Here is a 20,657-nt window from a genome sequence, read left to right on the forward strand (position 1 = left end):
GAAGTTTTTATTTTTCGTAATAGTATACAATAGATTCATTTTTCTTGTTGATATTGTTTTAGTATAATTCGATTTCCCAATCCTCATATGGAGGTGCTACTTTGAAATTAGGATCACAATAGGATCGAATATAGTCTGCGGCTCTTTTTTCAGCATATTTTGCGTTCAGTACATTGCCTTCTGAATCTAATTCAATGACATTAGCAAATATGGCATATGCTTGTTCTATAGCGCTTGGTTCTTCTCCGTATAATTTAAGGTAATCAATATCTTTCAATTGATAATGCGTACCGCTTGCCATAAAATAAGCAAAGGTTCGTAAGGCTCCGCTAAAGGATTCACTTAACTTCATCTTTTAATTTCTTTATAGATTTTTCCATCAAATTTTAGAATCACATCTTTCTGAGAAAGAATGGAATCAATTGGATTGCATTCTCCGTTTTTATCTTCGGCAAAAATGCGTTGTGTATTTTTAGTTTTAATTACTAAATCAAAAAGCTCATTAGTTGTAACGTTGTCAACAACCAATGAATTATCGATTATACTGAATTCAGCATTGCATGCATTAAGATTGACTTCTCCGATACTTTCGTAAATGGTATAATTATCTAATATTTTTTGGATACCAAACTCATCTTTCATGAAAAGAGATAATGTGGAGGTATTATAAGGATTTGGTTGTGATTGTGTTCTGTGTTTTAGAATTACACCAAAAGCACTTTTTGATTCAGATAACCTGTAGTTTGTAGTATCTATAGAAATACCATCAATAAATACAGCATCCGAAAACCAGCCATTTGTTTTTGAACTTTCAGAGAATTTTTTGATAACCTTACCATTTTTAGGGTTTACAATAACAATATGACTATTTAATCCATACGCTTCATCGTCATCATCGTATTCTTCAGCAAGCTCAGATAACACCATAATAAGCTCGTTAATACTAGCGGAACTAATTTTCGTTCCTTCTAAATGCACTCTAGTTTTTTCTAATCCTAATTGTTGTACTACTTTTTCAAAAAGTTCAGATTCTTGTGATGTTGTATTAATTGAGTCTGTTATTACTGGTTTAATGTTCCCATTTTCAGTTATTTCAAAAACTTCGATGGTTTCTTTCTTTTCATCCATCCAATCTATATAGGTGGTAGTGATGATGTTGTTTTCAATTTTTGACTTTCTTTGAAAAACTCCTTCAGCAGTTTCATGATAAGCGATTACTTTAGCATCTATGATGTTTCCATCTATATTATAATTAATGAGCTGCGATTCCATTTCATTTTCTCCCTTAAAAATGACAATCACTGCCGAGTAAAATTCTTCTGAAAATTCTAGTTTGTAAGAAGGAGTAGCTTTATAATTATATCCTTCTTTATAAAAATTAGGATATATTTTCTCGAGTTGTAAAGCCGTTACTTCTTCTTTAGTGTAAATCTTGAAATCATCCTTATAGCTGTCAAAGGTTGTACTATCAACAATGGGTGTTTTTCTGATAGATAAATTTTTGATAATGCTATGGAAAGTGGGATCTGTAAATGATTTTTGTATAGTTGTTATGGGGACTTTTTCCACGAGTGTGTCTTTAACTTCACTCTCGGTTTTTGTTTTTTCTTTTGGTTCATCCGTACAACCTAATATTAGAAATATGAATAGTATATAAATAGTTTTCATCGTATATGGTTGTTTACTGAATTGGTTTCTTTTGCTTTTATTTAAATTACATTTTTATTCTCTAGAAATTATATTTTATGATATCGGTTTTCAATACATATCCATTCTCATAATAATCTAGCTTCCCACAAATGCTTGTATTCGTGTTTTTACAATCTGTCATTGTAAATATCGCAAGTTTGTATTGCGGATACATGGATAAATCTTCAACGATCATACCTCCAAGATCTTCTTCATTATCTATGAAATATGCTGTTCCAGAATCTCCAAAAGCTAGAGGATTCCAATTTTTATAGTATGTATAAAAACGCAAGGAATACTGAAAACTATCTTTAAAATCTGCTTTTTGGTGATGTTCTATTAAATTTTGTTTCACAATTTTTTTTATAGCCTTGTGTAAACTATCTTTTTCTTCAACAGCGTGTTTTACCAAATATAAATCTGGATATACTTTAGATTGAATAAATTCCATGTTCACAAAAAACATTCGATGGATAACAAAACTTAGGCATATGAATAGAACTATCGATGATATTATGGTTACTCTTAGTTTTTTTGCAAAACACCATTTTAATAATCGATACACTAAAAACAGAGATGTCATGATTAGTGCGATCACAAATAAAATTAGTATTATTTCCATCTGATGCTTCTTTGTTTTAGTGCTTTTTCGCTTTATTCTGATCTAATACTAAGGTTTCGATTTTATCTGCTATTTCTAGTCTGTTTTTGCTTTCAAAAGAAAATTCTGGAATTAAATTTCCTGGTACTTTTTCAGTTATTTTCTTTTTAGTATTGTACTTCTCAATAAGTTGATAAACTTCCAAAATATAGCTGCCATTAAGATCACCTTTTGGATGCCATATCAACTCTATGTTTTTATTAGTTTGTGTATTAGAAATTGATAATAAAGTTGAACTCGAAAACTCATGCAAACAATTTTCTTCATTAATATCTTGCTCGTAAAACAAATTCCAATGTACTTTCCATCCTGCTGGGATTCTTAGAGGTTGTAATTTCATATCACTATTTTTAATCCCAAACACGCATCGAAAGTCCACAATAACCAGTGGCTATATCTAAAATATCATCGGCTCCATCCTGGATAGATAGGTTGTCAGGATTTTTTGTTTTTATTTGGTTTAATAATGCTACAACTTTGTTTTGTGTTCCTCCATTATTTTTATAATTCATCAAAATATCACGAACTTCTTGTGTAAAAGCATTCCCTTGTTTAATATGTTCCAAGAGTATTTTTTTAAGTTGTTCTGTATTCATTTTTTTAGATGATATCTATTACTTTTTCTAATAAAAAGTGGGTACCTGCCACAATTGCTGTGATAAAAAAGAGTAATACCACTCGAACTAACTGAGCGTTCTTGTTATTTTGTAACTTCCCTTTTAGATAAAAAACATCTAACAGGATGAAAAAGAGTGCTATAACGATACCCACAGCAAGTCCTACATAAAATAATCCTAAGTTATAGAAGATGTATAGTATATATCCTATTCCTTCTTTTGCAATGTTAAAAGGTCCAACAAGAATTCTCATATAACAAATACCTAACATTATGGATATAATTGTCCAAAAAATGTATGCTATTATTTGTTTAAATATCTTCATTAATTGATGTATAGGTAATTTTTCAATCTTTTGTAAAAACGATTTAATAATTGCACATTATTATAAGTTAATCTAGGTTAAGTTATTACTTTACATACAATTGTTTGCAGTTCTTCAAAAACCTTTTTCTGAGAAGGAGCAAGAATGATATCTTTTATTTTTCCCGTCAGTATTTCGATAATATCTCTTCTTACTTTCACACTTTTTCCAAAATATGCGTGCATCATTTTGTTTGGTATAATATAGTTAATTTTAACTTCATTAGTGTTTGTTAAGTAGAGTTTAATAGCATGCATTGCACTTTTTTTGATTACAATGCATTGCGCCATTTGTCCATTTGAATCTCTCCGTACTTCCCAAGAGTCATATTCTTTAGTAGCACTAAGTGTGGATATCGTCTTTATAACTTCATACAAAGCATCTAAAGAAATGTATTCGTTTTTGGTTGTAATTATTTTTTCCATTTTTAAGTTTATTTTAATAATCCATTTCGATTAGGTTTCCATCTAAATCATAGTTGAATCTAAAGTTGGTATCCCCATCTTTGGGTTTTAGATTCACGTGGTATTCTGTTTTAGAAGCATCTCCATTTTTAGGAAACTTTATAAAAGCTATGTTTAGCAAAGGGTTTTTAATGTCTTTTTCGTTTTGCAATTGGATACTGGATTTTTCGACCAATTCTCCTAGTTTTGGTAGATTAATTTTGTCATTTAATTGAAACATAAAGTCTGCTGCCTTACTTCCTTCTGGTACTTCTAAGGATATTTCAGAGTTTTGTTTCCAAGTAGCTTGTAATAAATTCCATTGTCCCATTTTTAAGGATTCTGGTGCTTCAGTAACTGTAACACCTACAATATTTCCTACAGCTGTATTATGGGTGATAGATAGTTCGGTGAAATAAGCATTGTCGCCAAATTTGTTTTTCAATTCTTTTTCTATGGCAGCAAAACCTTTTTTATCAGCAGTATATTCATCTCCAGATCCGCAAGAGATGATTATTATTAGTATAGAAATGATGATAGCTGCATTGTATATAACTTTCATAGTAGTGTTATTTTAGGTTAACACTGCTAAAAGTATAGTGTAGAGTTGCGTTAAAAAATAGAGAATCTATTTTCGCTGCTTTAGAACCTATAAGTGTAGATTTTTATAAAAAATCTGTAAATGTGAGGTGTTAACTTTTATTCCAGCGTAAGAATAGCTCCAGGAACTGTTCTTTTTTTCGAGTGGATACTGGTATCTTTTTTCCGTTTTTCAGATAGATAACACCTGACTTGTCGTATTTGTCGATAAAATTTAAATTAACAATAAATGATTGATGTGGTCTGGTGAAATGAGTTTGCAAAAGACGTTCCTCAAACTCTTTTAACGTTTTAGAAACCACATATTTTTTGTTATTGTTACAATAGAAAGTGGTGTATCCTTTATCTGATTCACAAAACAAAAGTTCTTCTAGATTTATAACTTGAAAGCTATCGTGTAAGGAGAGTATGATTTTGGAGTACTCATTTTTTAAAGCATCTTTGGCAATTTTTAACTGTTCCTTTTGGGTATTGATGGGCAGTTTAGTGACTTTTTCTAGAGCTATCTCCAATTCTTCGATATCAACTGGTTTTAGCAGATAATCTACAGCTCCAAATTTTAAAGCTTGTAATGCATGTTCTTCAAACGCGGTAATAAAAATAACTTTAAATGACAAGTTTTCCGTCTGTGTTAAAAAATCGAATCCAGTGCCATCTGTAAGATTAATATCTAGAAAAATCAGCTCTGGTTTACAAGCATTTGCTACAACTACAGCATCTTTTACAGATCCGCATTCTCCAATGACTTCTACAGGTGTTTCGATAAGTCGTAATAGGTTTAATAAGCCTTTTCTGATAAATTCTTTATCTTCTACTATTAGTGCTTTCATAAGTCTATTACTGTTTTATATGGTATAACCAAAATAACGATTGTTCCTTGCTCATTATATTTCTTTCGATCTTCTATCACTACAGCACCTCGTTTTTTGAATTCTTTGGATAGCATCTTCAATCGTTCAGAAGTTATAGTCGTGGATACCGAGTTTTTACGTTGGTTTGTACTAGGTTCTTTTGCATCGATTCCAATACCATTATCTATAATCTTGCAAATCAGATCTTCATCTTTATAGAGTATCTCTACTTCAATGACTCTTTTTTCAGGTTGATTTTCAAAAGCATGTTCGATTGAATTTTCTACAAATGGTTGAATTAACATTGGTGGAATTTGAAATTCAGAAGGATCAATGGTGTTCTCAACATGTATACTATATTGGTATAAAGAGTTCTCTAGATTTTGAAGTGCCAAATAGTTTTCTACAGCTTTTAATTCTTCTGAAAGGGAGACTGTTTTTTCTCTAGAGTTTTCTAAGATGAGTCTCATTAGTTTAGAAAACTTAGATAGATAAGTAATTGATTTTTTTTCTTCTTTATCCAAAATCATCCCTTGTAAAACGGACAATGAATTAAAAATAAAATGAGGAGTCATCTGAGATCTCAATAACTTTTGCTCGATTAGTATGTTTTGATTTTTAGCATTTACATGTCTTAATTTCAAAATGAAGATAATACTTCCTAAAACGATGGATATTAATAGGATGATGATAATCGCGATAAAAGAATTTCGTTGCGATTTCTCTAAATCGTTGGTGGTGGTTTTTACAGTTTGCGTAAGCTTGAGTTCTCTTTTTTCAGCGGATTCTAATTCGTTTTTATATTTGTATTCATACTCTATTTCTGTCATCTTCTGAATATTTTCTCTGTTATAAAGACTATCATCGAGTACTTTTAGTTGTTGGTTGCTGATATACGCTTTTTCGTGCTGTTCTAATTCTTTGTTTATTTTGGAAAGTAATTCATAAGCATTTCTTTCATGAATTAAGAATTTATATTTTTGGGATAGTTGAGCTCCTTTTTCGGCATTAGTTAAGGCTAACTTGTATTTTTTCATATAGTAATATGTCAGAGACATACCAATGTAAGATTCAGTTAAATCATATTGCTTTTGGCTAATCGTAGTTATTTTCTGTGCTTCCTGAAAATTAGCTAAAGCCTTTGGATAGTTTTTAATTCCTATATAAGCATGCCCTAACCCATTAAGACTAACGGCTAACTGTTCATTGTTTTTGATCGTTCTACTAAATTCAATAACCTCTTTGAAATAAGGGATCGCGTTTGCAAAGTCTTTTTTATCAATAAAGATAGCTGCTATATTATTTTTAATCGCATAAATACTTCTGGTATCACTATTACTATTTTTTATTGCCAGTGCCTGATTGTAAAAATTTAATGCCTTATCGTAGAATTTCTGTTGCCTATAAATGTTACCAATGTTATTAAAAGACTGGAAAATACTGCTGTAATCTTTATTTTTTTTGGCAATTTCTAGTGCCTTGTTTTGATACTCCAAAGCTAATAGATAATTACCTTGATCCTGATGTACAATGGCGATAGCATTTAAACAGGTAATGATACCATATTGATTCTTGGTATTGGTATACAACTCTAATGCTTCTTGGAAATTGGCGAGCGCTTTCTCATTTTTTCCAGTACTGGAAAAAATACTACCAATGTTATAAAGATAATTCGCTATATTTTTTTTCTCACCAAGTTTCTGATCTATTTCTAAAGCTTTTTCAAAATACTCTAAAGCCGGTTGAAGATTTCCTCTGTAGTTATTTAGAACTCCCATCGCATTATAACAACCCGCTAACCCTCTTAAATCACCTATTGACTTATATAGTTCTATAGCTTTTTCATAATTTCCAATAGCTATCTCGTAATTACTTCGTTCCATATAGGTGATTCCCTTCATATAAAAACTACGAGCTTTTCCTTTTGTAGATTGTATTTCGTCTGCTAGTTTTCCAGCTAATTCAGCATATTCTAAAGATTTAGTTGGGTTGTTTCGATAGGTGTAATAGGCTAGATTATTTAGTATTCTTACACGAATTGTATCTTTTTGAAGATGAATTTTTAATTCATTTTTCAGACTATCAATAACGTTTTGTTGGGCTTGTATACTTTTCGGAATAGATACAAGCAATAAAAACAAAAAGATAATCTTGTAATAAGAATACATAAGTTGTAGATCGTAGTTTTTAAAAATCCTTGAAAATAAAAATACACATAATCTAAATAGCATAGATGGTTTACTTCTATTCAAATAGAAATGGCTTTTAGGATACACTAAAAGTTGATTCCCGAACGATCAATTCTGTTTTGATTTCGATCGTTTTTTTTACAATCACATCGTTATCATTTTCGTTTTCAATTTCCTGGATGAGATATTTCGTAGCCGTTTTTCCGATAGTATTCCCTGGTTGATTTACTGTGGTAAGATTGGGCTTGATTATGGTTGCGTTTCTAGAATTGCTAAAACCAACAACGGCAATATCCTCAGGGATTTTAATATTAAACTTATTAAGAGTTTGTATGACACCAATAGCAGCACTATCCGTAATGGCAAAAATTGCATCGGGTCTATTTTTAATACTCAATAAAATATTAGCCATTCTTTTTCCTTGTTGTAAAGAGATGTCATCAACACTAATGATTATTTTTTCATCAACTTCTATTTGATGTTCTTTTAAAGCTCTTAAATATCCTGCATATCTTTTTTCTGAAGTATATGAGAATTCTCTTTCTTTAATGATTGCAATTCTTTTCTTACCTATATTAATGAGATGTTCCACAGCATTAAAAGCAGCATCTTCATCATTGATGGTAATCTGAGTACAAGGAATTTTATCAGAGACTTTATCGAATAAAATAAGTGGAAGCGTATCGATAATAGGTAGGATATTCCCAATGTCTCGAGTCATTTTGGTCAAAGAAGCTAATATTCCATCTACTCCGAACTGTATCATGGTATGGAACATTTCATTTTGTTTATTGACATCATCGTTGGATTCTGAGATAATAACACGGTATCCTTGTAATGAAGCTTGTTCTAGGATTCCTCTAACGATTGTTGCTGTAAAATAATGAGTAATGTTTGGTACAATTACACCAATGATATTGGATTTATGTTTTCTAAATCCTTTAGCGAAAATGTTAGGGATGTAGTTTTTGGATTGTGCAAGCTGTTTCACTTTGATTTTAGTTTCTTCACTTATATCAGGATGGTCATTTAGCGCTCTAGAAACTGTAGAAATGGAGAGGTTTAAAGCCTGCGCTAACATTTTCATGGTGGTGATTTCTTTTTTCATAATGTGGAATTTATGGAATCAAAATGCAAACGTTTGCGAAAACGTTTGCATACAAAAATGATAATTTTTTAGTCTTTTTTATAAGATTATAGCAATAAATTTAAGTCATATTTCACATAAACATATTTATAATGAAAAAAGCTATCACTTTATTACTGTGTGTATTTGGCACAATAGTAGTATTCTCGCAAACAGAGATTTCAGGAACTGTTACAGATAATGCAGGTGTGCCTCTATTAGGAGCGAACATCACTATTTTAGATAGTAATTCAGGAGCAGTATCAGATTTTGATGGAAAATTCAATTTTTCTACAAATCTTACCGGTTCTAAGAAAATACAGGTTTCTTTTTTGGGGTTTAAAACCTATACAGAATCCATTGAGCTTAATGGAACACCGATAACACTTCAAATTACTTTAGAGGAAGGTAATACCCTAGATGAAGTAGTACTTACTGCCTCTTCTACGTTTAGATCACAAAAGCAGGCACCTTTATCCATTAGCTCTAAAGGAATAGAAGAAATCACAAAGTTATCAGCCAATAGCCAGGCAGATATCTTAAGAGATGTACCAGGTATTACTGCAGAAGGTGGAGGAGGAGAAACCGCGACGAACTTATTTGTTAGAGGACTTCCTTCTGGAGGTCAGTATGTATTTAACCCACTGCAATATGATGGAATGCCACTAATCAGCACCTTTGGTTTAAATTCTTCCGCACATGATGTATATGCTAGACCTGATATCGGTTTCAAAGGAGTAGAATTTGTACGTGGTGGTGCTGCCGTACTATATGGTGCTGGATCGGTTGCTGGTATTATAAACTATACAAGTAAAACAGGGGATACGAATGATGAAACTTTAATTAATGTTGAATATGGAAATAGGGGAAGATTAAAAACAGACTTTTATACTGGAGGAAGATTAGGTGGAGAAGATTCTAATACTTATTACGCCTTTACAGGTTTTGTAAGAAAAGATAATGGTCCTATTGAAACTGGATTGGATACCAGAGGTGTGCAATTTAGAGCGAATATCAAAAAGAAATTTGATAATGGTTCTTTTACAGTACATGGACAATTTATCAATGATAGAGCACAGTTCTTTTTACCATTGCCGCTACAAGGAGGATCTAGAGAGCGTATTAGAGGAAATGACGGAGATGAAGTAGAACAACTTTTATCAGGAGAACTAGCAAATACTTCTTTTCTAACACCAGGAGGCGTATATCAAAGTCCGATCGATGATGGTGTTTTTACTCGTGGAGGATATCTTTTAGCAGATTTTAATTATAACCTAACCGATAATTTGAAGTTTAAAGCGAAAGCAAAGTATGCTAATTATCAGCACAATTTTGCTTTGTATGTAGGAGGTAATGGTAATTTCGGAAATCCAATCACATTAGATAATTATGTGGCCGAGATCGCTCCTGGAAATACAGCTTTTGATGCTACCTATCAAGGTGGATCCGGAGAGCAGATTAATGGAACCGATTTGGTGGTAGAAAATCTGCATGTAGATCGTTTAAGACCGATGACCGATTATTCTGGAGAAGCAAACTTAATACTGAAATCAGGAGATGGAAATCATACCTTTACATTAGGGACTTTTCTGGGAAGAACGGAAGCTGAAGATGTGAATTTTCAATACAGAGTACTTTCTGAATTTAATAATAATCCACGATTGGTAAATTTAAGTTATACCGAAGCAGGAGGAGGTAATGTGATTTATTCTGATGGAGGGTTGTATAACAGAATAGGTATGACTGCCAATAATTTTCTAACTCAAAGTAGAACTGCTTTTTATTTTACTGATGAAATGGTATTTGATAAATGGCGTTTTGATGTTGGACTTCGTATCGAAAATACAAAAGGTACTTTTAGAAGAGGAGGATTAGAAGAAACACAGGTATACGAGGATCCTGAGTTAACAGCAGATTTACAAAATGTAAGTTTTGCAGATGGTAGTTTTACAACTGGTGAAATTGATGATACAGCTTGGGCGATTTCTTTAGCTGGATTATATGAGCTGACAGAATCTACTAATCTGTATGCGAATTTTTCTAGAGGGTTTTTCTTTCCACAGCAAAGAGGTTTTGCACCTACACCAGGTATTAGAGATACGAATTATGAAGCAGAAACTATTATTCAAGGAGAGTTAGGAGCTAAGTTTGGAACAGGCGCTTTTTCTGGTTCGGTAGCGGGTTACTTTGTAAACCTAAGTGATCGTATCAGAATTGATCAAGCCATATCTGGAGGACAATTAGTAGACCAAGCCAGAAGTGAACAAACAACGAGGACTTTTGGATTAGAAGCTACAGGGCAATACCGATTAATAGATGATCTTACTATTAATGCGACACTTACCTATCAGAATCATGAGATTACTAAAAATGAAACAACAGACTTAGTAAATAATACTACATCTACTATTAATGAAGGAAATGAAATCGGTAGACAACCTAACTTTTTAGGAAGTTTGGGAGTCAATTATGATAATTCCAAGATTGACGCCAATTTTACCTTAAATCATACGGGTGCTAAATTTACCGATGATTCTAATAACGTAGAACTAGATGCTATTTCTATAGTAAGAATTGGAGGAGGGTATACTTTCGAAACGCAAAATACGAACTCTATAAGAGTTGGACTTTCTGTATTTAATTTGTTCGATAGTGATGGACTGACTGAAGGTAATCCTAGAGCGGGAATAGCTGGGCAATCGGCAGATGGAGAATTTTTCTTTGGAAGGCCTATTCTACCACGTAGATTTTTCCTAACTGCTACCTATAGTTTTTAAACCATTTAATGAATTTATGATAACTAAGACATCACTTGTAGCTCACTGCAAGTGATGCACTTTTATTAATCCACAAGAATTGTTATGACACCATTAGAGAAAAAAGCAATTGAAGTTTTAAACAAAAACTGGAAAGGTAACTTTAGTATACCATGCGAGAATTTATATCCTTTTCAGTGGTTTTGGGATTCTGGTTTAATTGCAATTGGCTTTGCGCATTTTGATATGCCCAAAGCAGAGAAAGAAATTTTTACATTACTAGATGCACAGTGGGATAATGGTTTTATTCCACATATCATTTTTCATAGTGAAACGGATTCGTATTTTCCTGGAGCAGATTTTCACCACTCAAGTTTGCATCCACAAGCATCCAAAAAATATAAAACCACTGGGATGACGCAACCTCCAGTAACAGGATTTGTATTGGAAGAATTATATAGAATTAGTTCAGATAAAGAAGCGACTCTTAATTTTATAAAGACGGTTATTGATAAAGTATATTTTAATCATGAATATTTTTATAATAATAGAGATCCTAAAGATGAAGGATTAATTTATATATACCATAATTGGGAATCAGGAACAGATAATTCTCCGATCTGGGATGATATTTGGGAGACTATGAATCCTCCAGAGTACACTTTCGAAAGAAGAGATACTACACATGTAGATGCATCACAAAGACCTTCGAAGAGGGAATATGATCACTATTTACATATTATAGAAATAGCAAAAGAACATAACTATAATGACCAAAAAATTGCAGAGCTATCACCATTTTTGGTACAAGATCCACTATTCAATGCTTTATTAATAAAATCTAATGAGTCCTTAATTAAGTTATATCATCTTATAGAGGATAATGAGGAAAAAATTAAACAATTACACAACTGGCAGAGCAAGGCGATACATTCATTCAACGCAAAATTATTTGATGAAGAAATTGGGGCGTATATACATTATGATTTAAGGAATGAAAAACCTCTTAAATATTTGTCTTCATCCTCATTCTCACCTCTGTTTGCAGGTATTCCGAATAAGCAAAGAGCTACTTCTATGATCAAATTAATGCTGGACAAGTTTGGTGGTGATCATCAATATTTATGTGCTTCTTTTGATCCCACTAGTGATCGGTTTAATCCTAAGAAATATTGGAGAGGACCTGTGTGGATAAATCTAAATTGGATGTTATATCGCGGAGTATCAGAATATGAATATGTTGATGTTGCGGAGCGTATCAAAAAGGATAGTATTGAAATCATAGAAAAGAATGGATTCTATGAATATTTTGATTCTAGAAAAGAAATCCATGAAAAAGAAAATGCAGGATATGGCGGTAACAATTTTTCTTGGAGCGCGGCATTGCTTATTGATTTAATTCGTTCGTAAAGATCATTGAAATTAAAAATGGGAAAATGTTAGATTTTTCAAAAGACTATATACTAGAAAATGATACGGTAAGATTATCTCCGTTACAAAAGAAACATGTAAAGGAGCTTTCTGTGCAATCAAACGATCCTGATATCTGGACTTATTTGTTAGAAAAAGGAAGAAGTTTTGAGCAATTAGAAGTATATGTTTCTCAGGCTTTAGAGAATAGAAAGGTCTCAAAAGAGTATCCGTTTATAGTATATGATAAAATCCAAGGTAGATCGGCAGGAACAACTAGATTGTATGATTATTCCGAACAGTTAAAGATCATCAAATTGGGGCATACATGGTATGGTAAAGATTTTAGAGGGACTACGGTAAATAAGAACAGTAAGTATCTGTTACTAGAATTTATTTTTGAAAATTTAGAAGTAGAGCGTGTTGGATTTGGTGTGCATGAAGAAAATCAAGTAAGCCTATCTGCATTAAAAAGTTTAGGTTGCATAGAAGAAGGGGTGTTACGAAATTTTATCCCTTCTTTAGACGGAACAGGAAGAACTGATATTGTTTTATTGAGTATTTTGAAAAGTGAATGGATGCATTCTATAAAACCTGAATTACGTAAGAAGTTAAATATAAAAGCATAAACTTATGAATTATATAGATTACATCATTATAGTTGTTTATTTACTGGCTTTTTTGGGAATAGGATACTTTTTTAAGGAAAATAAGAATTCTAAGGATTACTTTCTAGGAGGACAATCCATGAGTTGGTTTCCTCTTAGTTTGTCTACGATGGCCACACAGTTGTCCGCTATTAGTTTTATTTCTGCGCCAGCATTTGTAGGTTTAAAAGAAGAAGGAGGATTACAATGGTTAACGTATGAATTTGGAGTTCCGTTAGCAATGGCTTTTTTGTTGGTTGCTATCATCCCTTCGTTATATAATTCTGGCATTGTTAGCGTTTATGAATTTTTAGAAAAACGTTTTGATGCTTCATCCAGATTATTAATAAGTTTTGTATTTCAGATAAGCCGTTCAGTCGCAACTGGTGTTATGGTGTATACCATGGCACTTATCTTACAGGCTACGATAGGGATTGATTTCTGGATTTCTGTATTGTTAATTGGTATCATAACAATGATTTATTCGTTTCAAGGAGGAATGAAAGCTGTGATTTGGGGAGATGTCATACAGATGTGTATTTTATTTTTTGGGATCATCGTCTGTTTAGTTTATGGTATAAGCGAATTAGGAGGTTTCGAAAACTTCTTAACTCATGTCGATAAGGATAGGCTAACTGCAGTGGATTTTTCGAAATGGGGTTTCAATAATGCAGATAAAAATGACGAATTTGGTTTTTGGCCTATGGTGATAGGAGGGATCTTTTTATATGCTTCTTATTATGGGACAGACCAAACACAATCTCAGCGATTACTATCTGCTAAAGGGATGCCTACTATAAAAAGATTATTATTGGCTAATGGATTACTTCGGTTTCCAGTTACACTTACGTATTGTTTAATGGGATTAGTCCTAGGAACTTTATTGATCCAAGATATAGGTTTTCAGGAGCTAATGGATGTTGTCTATCAAGATAACATAAGTAGTTTAGAAGGGAAGCGTGCAGATCTAATGGTACCAGTATTTATTATAAAATATCTTCCTAATGGTATTATAGGAATTCTAATTGTGGCCATTATGTCTGCAGCCATGTCGTCTTTAAGTTCTACTGTAAATTCATTATCGGCAGTCACTTTAGAAGATTTTATCAAGAGATTTAAGCCTGATATGCCAGATAAGAAATATGTTACGTATTCCAGATTGTTATCTGTTTTCTGGGGATTGGTATGCTTGTTTTTTGCATTTTTTGCTGGAAACATTGAAGGTACGGTAATCGAAGTGATTAATAAGATTAGTTCTATATTCTATGGACCTATTTTGGCAGCATTTATATTAGCAATTCTTACAAAAAAGACACACGCAATCGGAGCTAATATTGGTATTGTAGCGGGGGTGCTTTTTAATATGTTGCTGTGGTTATATGTGCCTGAAGTATTTTGGTTTTGGTGGAATGCGATAGGTTGTATTGTTACTATCGTTGTTGGATATACTTTAAGCTTGGTGATAAATGGAACCCAAAAAGAAGGTTTAAAGGTTGTATTCTACAAAGAAGGGAAACGTGAAGTTATCGTACTTTTAGTGTATTTCGTAATTATATGTCTTTTGGCATTATCTATTGTTAAGATATTAGGCTAATTTGTTTGCTATGAAAATAGTTTTAGCACCAGATAAATTTAAAAATTCGCTGACAGCTATGGAATTTTGCTTAGCTGTGGAAAGAGGCATTAAATCAGTTAGATCAGATATAGATATTGTAAAATTACCATTAGCTGACGGCGGAGATGGAACGATAGAGGTGGTGAACTATTATTTAAATGGAGAAACGGTAACCATAGAAGTAAATGATCCTTTTTTTAAGCCTATAAAAGCATCCTATTTATATTCAGAAACTACCCAAATTGCATTTATCGAAATGGCAGAAGCTTCCGGAATGAAGTTATTGAAAGAAGATCAGTTTGATTGTAAAAATGCAACTACTTATGGCACCGGAGAAATGATTTTGGATGCTATAAATAAAGGAGCAACTAAGGTGATTTTAGGGTTAGGAGGCAGTGCCACAAATGATTGTGGTATAGGTATGGCGGCTGCTCTTGGATATCAATTTTTAAATAAAAATCATCAGTCGGTCAAACCAATTGGAGCGAATTTATCTAAAATAGCATCGATCAATACAGATGGGGTTACACCTAAATTAAGTCACGTACAATTTCAGATTGCTTGTGATGTAACAAATCCATTGTATGGAAAAAATGGAGCCGCATTTACTTATGCTGCGCAAAAAGGAGCAAATTCACAGGATATTGAAATGTTAGATAAAGGATTACAAGACTTTTCGGTAGTGTTACGTGCTGTTTTTAATGTAGAACCACAATCTGTACAAGGAGCTGGTGCCGCTGGAGGAATGGGAATTGCGTCTAAAGTATTTTTAAAAGGAACCTTAGAACCTGGTATTGAGTTAATCAAAAAACTTGCAGGATTTAATGAAAAAATAGAGGATGCAGATTGGATCATTTCTGGAGAAGGGAAGTTAGATGATCAAACACTATTGGGTAAAACAATTAAGGGAGTTACAAGTGTAGCAAAAGACAAAAATATTAACGTAGCAGTCTTTTGTGGAGCAATAGAATTAAATCAAGATAGTATCAACAATTTCAATATTTCGTATGTAGATGAAGTCATAAAATATGCTACAGGAATAAAAGATGCAATGAGTAATGCAGATAACTATTTAGAAGAAATCGCTAAAAAGTTTATGAGTAAATTTTAGGAAGATAGAAGAAACCGTACTCCTTTATAAAGAAGTCTGTAGGTGATTTTTATATAGGTACTTAGTTGAATATTTATTCAATGTTAGGGAATACAATTTTTACACTTACCTGTTAAGAGTAAGGCTGCAGATTCTATATTGTATTTGTAAACTTCAGGAATGGAAATACTAATGGGCAAACACTCAGTTTTACCACATTCATTACATTGAAAATGTGGATGAATATCCGAAGGATTTGTATGTGAGCAATAAGTCAATGCATACCATCTAAGCCCATCTTTTCCAATAAAGGAATGCAAAGTACCTTCAATTTCTAGACGATCTAGAATGCGGTATACAGTGGATTTATTCATTTCGGTTTTGAATTGCTCCACCAATGCTATCGTAGAGATAGCAGTTTCGCACTGATCAAAAGCGTGAAGTAATCTATTCACAGATTTAGTTTTTCTAACTACTCCCATAGAAACAAATTTATCGCAACTAAGTTGCACTAGCAAATTTTTTTTGATTACTTTTGCGACTTGGTTGCAATAATGTATGTTTGATTTGTGTGCATTCGCAGCTGAAAAGTCAACTTTTAAAGATATTCTTTGGACTTATTTCTATATGTATCGAATTGAAAAAATAAACTATTCTGACTGGCTTGGAGTTACGACAAGTAGTCTTTGTGCAGTGCATTGTACATTAACTCCTTTGTTTTTTGCTACCAGACCAATTTTGGAGAATACACTCAATAAGCATGGTCATGGAGCAGGGTTTTGGGCGTTGCTGGATTATCTTTTTTTAGGGCTAAGTTTAATAGCCGTTTGGTATTCTGCCAGACATACTAGTAATAGCATAGTTAAATGGATTTTTTGGAGTGCGTGGAGCATTTTTACCATTGGACTTTTATCTGAACTTTTTCATATATCATATGGGAAATGGTTGATGTATGTTGGATCTTTCATGTTAATAGGAATGCATTTGCTTAATCTTTTTAATGTTAAAAAAGTAAAGCTTGAAAGTGATTCTAAAAAGTTGTAGCCCTCTCGTATTGTCAATAAATACAGACGAGTTACATCTATTATAACTTTTAAATTCCTGAGTGTTTAAAATTCTAAATACTCAGGAATTTAGTTTTATGGTATGTCGATTATGTTTACTCTTACCTTGTTTCGTAAGATAAATCAAGCTTTATAGTCACCATGAATTCTTTTAGATCATTTTATTCTTTAATAAATAGTGAACTTTTACCTGATGCTTTAATCATATATTGACCTGATGGTAATTCTGAGAGCTCTAATCGTTCTTCTTCATCTACTGCTATTATTGATTTTCTCTTTTTTCCTGAAAGATCATATACGATTATAGATTCTCCAGATTTTACTCCAGAAATAGTTAAAAAGTCGCTAGTAGGATTTGGAAAAATCGTTAAGTTTAAACTCTGAGTAAATCTTTTTTCACATTCTAATTCTAGAATTAATTTTGGAGGATTGGTATTTTCCTTTGAAGAAAAGGAAACGTCGTTTCCACCTTTTTGTTTTATAATAAGAGATATAGTCTTTCCTGGGGTGATATTGGATAGCGTCCATTGGTAGGACTTTTTTAATTTATAAAGCGTATTAAGAGACCCCAATTTTGTTTTTATATTCGGTTTATTAGTAGTAGAAAGAGTTGTTTCTTTCCAATTGTTTGAATCTCCTTGATAGACTTCGATCAATCCATTTCCACTATCCGAGGATACAGTAAGCTCTAGTTTAGCGCTTTTTACCTTTTGTTTTGTAGAAGAAGGAAACGAAAACTTAAGATAGGAAACTCTTCTACTATCTTCTACTCGAAGTTCTCTCTTGTTATATCGAGCAGTGCCTTGGAGATAAGCGTCTTCTGAAGCTTTTAAAACTAAAGCATTATTGCAATCTTCTTCTTCATTCTCATCTCCGCCAGTATTATTTGCGTCAGAACCATCTAATACTACAGGATAGAAAGTATCACCGATGGGAGCTTGGTTTCGTAATAATCGTGGTTCTGAATACTGATCAAAAACGAATACTTTATCATCACCACTAAAGCGTTCTGAATTTCCTCTTCCACGGGTTATATTATTAAAAACTATATTGTTTGGACCTGGTTTTTTATGTCCATATTTTGATCCACCAGAGGCAAAAGCTGCCCATGATCTCCATCTTAAACTGGTAATCGTATTGTTTTCTACTAGATTATAACCCTTGTCACCATTATGAAAATTAACATCTACTTCTATCTTACATTGAGTTACTACATTATACTTAGCATTTTGCTGAATAGTAAAATGTCTAATCCTTCTTACTTTCTCGTAGGCAAAAAGGTTATAATCTCCACGGATATCATAGTATCCATTACCTCCACCACCTTTATTGTAACAGGCGTCTATAGTATTATTTCTGCAGGTGATGTGATTTCCCCATATCTCTAGAGGATCTGAGCCAGAATTTTTAAACGTACAATTATCGATCCAGCAGTTTTTGGATTTGCGGGTCATTCGAACAAAAGAAACGTACAAGTTTTTTTCTCCTGCGGGATCATTACTAAAACAACGACTCCCACAATAACGATTAAGATCTACATTGCGATCATCGAAAAGTGTTATGGATTTAGGAGGTATATATTCGAAAGTTAAATCCTCTAAACCAGATTTTTGGATATCATCAAATGTGAAGACTTGCTCATCATTGTCACGTCTTGATCTAACGGTAACTTCTAGTAATACTTCATTTTTGTTTTCACCTCTTAATATTACATTTGATTTTAGATGTATTGGACGATCTATTGAATAAGTTCCCTTTTTTAATAAAATAACACTAGGCGTTCCATTAGTCTCTATATCATCAATAGCGTCTTGGATGCCTTCAGAATCTGTTGGAGTTAATAAAATCTTTATGGGTAATGTATTTCTTAGTGGAATTCCACCCTCAACACCCGCTTTTTGCCATTCTCGCATAAACGGATATTTTGGATCATTTCTGGAATTATCGAATGTAACCGCAGGATCTCCGATAGATTTTTGGCTATAAATTTTTACAGTCGGTAGAATTAGTATTATGATGGCACATGCCAACATAACATAATGGAGATTAGTTTTTTTCATGAGTTAAGTTTTTAAATGTTTAAGTGTAGTAGTTTTTGTTTCTCTTTCTATTGTTAGTTATTAAGAAATGAGAAAAACAGAGAAATGAAACAATGGTATTCGTAAGTTGTTTTACTACTTTTTATATAGTACAAACAAGTAGTTAACATCAGTACAGATATATTATTCAAAGACTTTTTTGAATATCAAGATGTAGAAAATAATTAATACCGTTTCTAAGATATAATGTCTGGAAAGAGTAAACTTCTAAAAATTAGAAGTCTGTAAAAATAATTCTTAAAATAATAAGCAGAAACGAAGATGGTCTGTTAATTGGGCAGTATCGTTTATATTCTATTGATATCAATCAAGTAGAAGATTTATATCATTTTATTGGATCATAAGCGTCTTGATGCGAATTATAATAAGAGTACTTTTTGATGTGAAATTTTTTGCGAGTTAAGTTCATTTTTTCGAATTTAAGAAGGTTAATAGGTTGGGAGGGAACCAATTTTTGATAGGTTTAAAATTAGTGTATTTGCCTTTTTATCAAATACATAAAATTATCCATCACTTGTTCTTTTTTAACCTCTTGTTTTTTATCTCTTAGAATGTAATGAAGATATGGTGTTCTAAATGTTTAGAATGAACTTATAAAATAATTAACGATTGAAACATGTTAATCGGGGAATGTAAGCGAATGATTTAAATTCCTGAGCATTTTCCGCTCAGGAATTACTGTTAGTCTTTATAACGCTTCTTGTATGTCTATAAGTAAAGAATAAGAAGGTACATAGTTTTGAACTTTTTCAAAATTTATAGTAGTTTTTAGTTTCTTTTGAACTAATACGTTTTTGAAATAGCCTTTGCAGCTCTCATTTTCTGAAGTCTCTGTATAATTGGTTCCATAAATAACATCTACTCTGTGAATTCCTTCAGGGATGTTTTTTACTTTATGGAACTGAGAAGGTTTTAAGTGAACTGTTCTAATCGTTTCTGATGTTTTTGTGTTTACAATATAAATAAGAGCTTCAGTAATGTCATTGGTTTTGATTTTTAGGTAATTATCTAAGCCTTTATCATATTTTGATTGTTTATTAATACAGGTAGGTTCTGGATCAGATAAAGTGTTGTTGTTTACTATCTCGTTACCAATAGTTATACTATTAAATGCTAGTATTGCACATAAAAATGGTAACAGAAGTAAAGCTTTAATTTTTTTGATGGTTAGTTGATTACTTTTTTTAATCATGATTGCATTTTTTAATTAATAAATGGAGTAAATAATTGAACTAAAGGTTTTACTAATGAAAAACAGTTCTATATTAAACTAAATCTTTAGTTCTAAAAGACAAATATAACTAAATTTTTAGTTTGAACTAATTTTTTAGTTTAAAAAAATGAGCGATAATGTATTTCTGTAAATATTTTAATTGCTTATCTGAGAATAGGAGTAACGTGAGATACAAACCTCGGTTAAGCTTATAAATAAAAAA

20 protein-coding genes are annotated in these 20,657 nt (G+C 32.1%); 6 read left to right on the forward strand and 14 right to left on the reverse strand.

The features are described 5' to 3' along the window. Positions 1–58 precede the first annotated feature (58 nt). The 11 genes from Q1B37_RS03650 to Q1B37_RS03700 all read right to left on the reverse strand — a co-directional run bounded on the left by Q1B37_RS03650 (position 59) and on the right by Q1B37_RS03700 (position 8,522). Entirely contained in the window at positions 59–352 is a 294-nt protein-coding gene (locus Q1B37_RS03650; RefSeq protein ID WP_299895546.1) for a hypothetical protein, read from the reverse strand. Further along, positions 349–1,668: a hypothetical protein gene (locus Q1B37_RS03655; RefSeq protein ID WP_299895549.1), complete on the reverse strand. Its 1,320-nt coding sequence runs from the start codon at positions 1,666–1,668 to the stop codon at positions 349–351. Before Q1B37_RS03655 ends, Q1B37_RS03650 begins: the two co-directional genes overlap by 4 nt. Positions 1,669–1,729: 61 nt before the next feature. Then, a complete protein-coding gene (locus Q1B37_RS03660; RefSeq protein WP_299895551.1) occupies positions 1,730–2,311 on the reverse strand; it encodes a hypothetical protein in 582 nt (193 codons plus the stop codon). A gap of 16 nt (positions 2,312–2,327) precedes the next feature. Beyond that, positions 2,328–2,690: a hypothetical protein gene (locus Q1B37_RS03665; RefSeq protein WP_299895554.1), complete on the reverse strand. Its 363-nt coding sequence runs from the start codon at positions 2,688–2,690 to the stop codon at positions 2,328–2,330. Positions 2,691–2,700: 10 nt separating this feature from the next. After that, the gene (locus Q1B37_RS03670) at positions 2,701–2,946 is read right to left on the reverse strand and encodes a hypothetical protein (RefSeq protein WP_299895556.1); all 246 of its coding nucleotides are present in this window, start codon (positions 2,944–2,946) and stop codon (positions 2,701–2,703) included. Positions 2,947–2,950: 4 nt separating this feature from the next. Continuing rightward, entirely contained in the window at positions 2,951–3,220 is a 270-nt protein-coding gene (locus Q1B37_RS03675) for a hypothetical protein (protein ID WP_299895559.1), read from the reverse strand. A gap of 149 nt (positions 3,221–3,369) precedes the next feature. Further along, entirely contained in the window at positions 3,370–3,756 is a 387-nt protein-coding gene (locus Q1B37_RS03680; RefSeq protein WP_299895562.1) for a hypothetical protein, read from the reverse strand. 13 nt (positions 3,757–3,769) lie between these two features. Continuing rightward, on the reverse strand, positions 3,770–4,336 hold the full coding sequence (locus tag Q1B37_RS03685; RefSeq protein ID WP_299895565.1) for a hypothetical protein: 567 nt from the start codon (positions 4,334–4,336) through the stop codon (positions 3,770–3,772). Positions 4,337–4,466: 130 nt separating this feature from the next. Continuing rightward, positions 4,467–5,204, reverse strand: coding sequence for a LytTR family DNA-binding domain-containing protein (locus Q1B37_RS03690; RefSeq protein ID WP_299895567.1), 738 nt, complete (start codon positions 5,202–5,204; stop codon positions 4,467–4,469). Beyond that, positions 5,201–7,393, reverse strand: a complete 2,193-nt coding sequence (locus Q1B37_RS03695; RefSeq protein WP_299895569.1) for a tetratricopeptide repeat protein — start codon at positions 7,391–7,393, stop codon at positions 5,201–5,203. The genes Q1B37_RS03690 and Q1B37_RS03695 overlap by 4 nt, the downstream gene beginning before the upstream one ends. Before the next feature lie 97 nt (positions 7,394–7,490). Beyond that, entirely contained in the window at positions 7,491–8,522 is a 1,032-nt protein-coding gene (locus Q1B37_RS03700; protein ID WP_299895572.1) for a LacI family DNA-binding transcriptional regulator, read from the reverse strand. Between the two features lie 131 nt (positions 8,523–8,653). On the opposite strand from Q1B37_RS03700, the gene Q1B37_RS03705 reads away from it, so the two are divergent. The 5 genes from Q1B37_RS03705 (at position 8,654) to Q1B37_RS03725 (ending at position 16,079) form a co-directional block, all read left to right on the forward strand. Beyond that, positions 8,654–11,317 (forward strand): TonB-dependent receptor, encoded by a 2,664-nt coding sequence (locus Q1B37_RS03705; protein WP_299895575.1) that lies wholly within the window; start codon positions 8,654–8,656, stop codon positions 11,315–11,317. An 84-nt stretch (positions 11,318–11,401) separates the two neighbouring features. After that, the gene (locus Q1B37_RS03710) at positions 11,402–12,706 is read left to right on the forward strand and encodes a trehalase family glycosidase (RefSeq protein WP_299895577.1); all 1,305 of its coding nucleotides are present in this window, start codon (positions 11,402–11,404) and stop codon (positions 12,704–12,706) included. 26 nt (positions 12,707–12,732) lie between these two features. Continuing rightward, complete coding sequence (locus Q1B37_RS03715; RefSeq protein WP_299602903.1) at positions 12,733–13,335, forward strand: GNAT family protein; 603 nt, start codon at positions 12,733–12,735, stop codon at positions 13,333–13,335. Positions 13,336–13,339: 4 nt separating this feature from the next. Continuing rightward, on the forward strand, positions 13,340–14,947 hold the full coding sequence (locus Q1B37_RS03720) for a sodium:solute symporter (RefSeq protein ID WP_299895579.1): 1,608 nt from the start codon (positions 13,340–13,342) through the stop codon (positions 14,945–14,947). A 10-nt stretch (positions 14,948–14,957) separates the two neighbouring features. Beyond that, a complete protein-coding gene (locus Q1B37_RS03725; RefSeq protein WP_299895581.1) occupies positions 14,958–16,079 on the forward strand; it encodes a glycerate kinase in 1,122 nt (373 codons plus the stop codon). Between the two features lie 83 nt (positions 16,080–16,162). On the opposite strand, the gene Q1B37_RS03730 is transcribed toward Q1B37_RS03725, so the two are convergent. After that, positions 16,163–16,570, reverse strand: a complete 408-nt coding sequence (locus tag Q1B37_RS03730) for a transcriptional repressor (protein ID WP_299895585.1) — start codon at positions 16,568–16,570, stop codon at positions 16,163–16,165. A 46-nt stretch (positions 16,571–16,616) separates the two neighbouring features. On the opposite strand from Q1B37_RS03730, the gene Q1B37_RS03735 reads away from it, so the two are divergent. Further along, a complete protein-coding gene (locus Q1B37_RS03735) occupies positions 16,617–17,102 on the forward strand; it encodes a MerC domain-containing protein (RefSeq protein WP_299895587.1) in 486 nt (161 codons plus the stop codon). A gap of 181 nt (positions 17,103–17,283) precedes the next feature. Here the strand turns inward: Q1B37_RS03735 and Q1B37_RS03740 are convergent, their stop codons facing one another. Together Q1B37_RS03740 and Q1B37_RS03745 are read right to left on the reverse strand one after the other, a co-directional pair. Then, positions 17,284–19,182: a glycosyl hydrolase family 28-related protein gene (locus Q1B37_RS03740; protein ID WP_299895589.1), complete on the reverse strand. Its 1,899-nt coding sequence runs from the start codon at positions 19,180–19,182 to the stop codon at positions 17,284–17,286. Between the two features lie 727 nt (positions 19,183–19,909). Continuing rightward, positions 19,910–20,413, reverse strand: coding sequence for a hypothetical protein (locus Q1B37_RS03745; RefSeq protein ID WP_299895591.1), 504 nt, complete (start codon positions 20,411–20,413; stop codon positions 19,910–19,912). Positions 20,414–20,657 lie beyond the last annotated feature (244 nt).

It is taken from the genome of uncultured Aquimarina sp. (genome assembly GCF_947492965.1).
In the GTDB taxonomy this organism is placed as follows: domain Bacteria; phylum Bacteroidota; class Bacteroidia; order Flavobacteriales; family Flavobacteriaceae; genus Aquimarina.

Bases quoted from the DNA above. Each gene is read 5' to 3' on its own strand.
- Q1B37_RS03700 (WP_299895572.1), bottom strand. From the start codon at position 8,522: ATGAAAAAAGAAATCACCACCATGAAAATGTTAGCGCAGGCTTTAAAC.
- Q1B37_RS03715 (WP_299602903.1), top strand. From the start codon at position 12,733: ATGTTAGATTTTTCAAAAGACTATATACTAGAAAATGATACGGTAAGA.
- Q1B37_RS03745 (WP_299895591.1), bottom strand. From the start codon at position 20,413: ATGATTAAAAAAAGTAATCAACTAACCATCAAAAAAATTAAAGCTTTA.
- Q1B37_RS03735 (WP_299895587.1), top strand. From the start codon at position 16,617: ATGTTTGATTTGTGTGCATTCGCAGCTGAAAAGTCAACTTTTAAAGAT.
- Q1B37_RS03710 (WP_299895577.1), top strand. From the start codon at position 11,402: ATGACACCATTAGAGAAAAAAGCAATTGAAGTTTTAAACAAAAACTGG.
- Q1B37_RS03705 (WP_299895575.1), top strand. From the start codon at position 8,654: ATGAAAAAAGCTATCACTTTATTACTGTGTGTATTTGGCACAATAGTA.
- Q1B37_RS03680 (WP_299895562.1), bottom strand. From the start codon at position 3,756: ATGGAAAAAATAATTACAACCAAAAACGAATACATTTCTTTAGATGCT.
- Q1B37_RS03650 (WP_299895546.1), bottom strand. From the start codon at position 352: ATGAAGTTAAGTGAATCCTTTAGCGGAGCCTTACGAACCTTTGCTTAT.
- Q1B37_RS03685 (WP_299895565.1), bottom strand. From the start codon at position 4,336: ATGAAAGTTATATACAATGCAGCTATCATCATTTCTATACTAATAATA.
- Q1B37_RS03720 (WP_299895579.1), top strand. From the start codon at position 13,340: ATGAATTATATAGATTACATCATTATAGTTGTTTATTTACTGGCTTTT.
- Q1B37_RS03690 (WP_299895567.1), bottom strand. From the start codon at position 5,204: ATGAAAGCACTAATAGTAGAAGATAAAGAATTTATCAGAAAAGGCTTA.
- Q1B37_RS03695 (WP_299895569.1), bottom strand. From the start codon at position 7,393: ATGTATTCTTATTACAAGATTATCTTTTTGTTTTTATTGCTTGTATCT.
- Q1B37_RS03660 (WP_299895551.1), bottom strand. From the start codon at position 2,311: ATGGAAATAATACTAATTTTATTTGTGATCGCACTAATCATGACATCT.
- Q1B37_RS03665 (WP_299895554.1), bottom strand. From the start codon at position 2,690: ATGAAATTACAACCTCTAAGAATCCCAGCAGGATGGAAAGTACATTGG.
- Q1B37_RS03725 (WP_299895581.1), top strand. From the start codon at position 14,958: ATGAAAATAGTTTTAGCACCAGATAAATTTAAAAATTCGCTGACAGCT.
- Q1B37_RS03675 (WP_299895559.1), bottom strand. From the start codon at position 3,220: ATGAGAATTCTTGTTGGACCTTTTAACATTGCAAAAGAAGGAATAGGA.
- Q1B37_RS03655 (WP_299895549.1), bottom strand. From the start codon at position 1,668: ATGAAAACTATTTATATACTATTCATATTTCTAATATTAGGTTGTACG.
- Q1B37_RS03670 (WP_299895556.1), bottom strand. From the start codon at position 2,946: ATGAATACAGAACAACTTAAAAAAATACTCTTGGAACATATTAAACAA.
- Q1B37_RS03740 (WP_299895589.1), bottom strand. From the start codon at position 19,182: ATGAAAAAAACTAATCTCCATTATGTTATGTTGGCATGTGCCATCATA.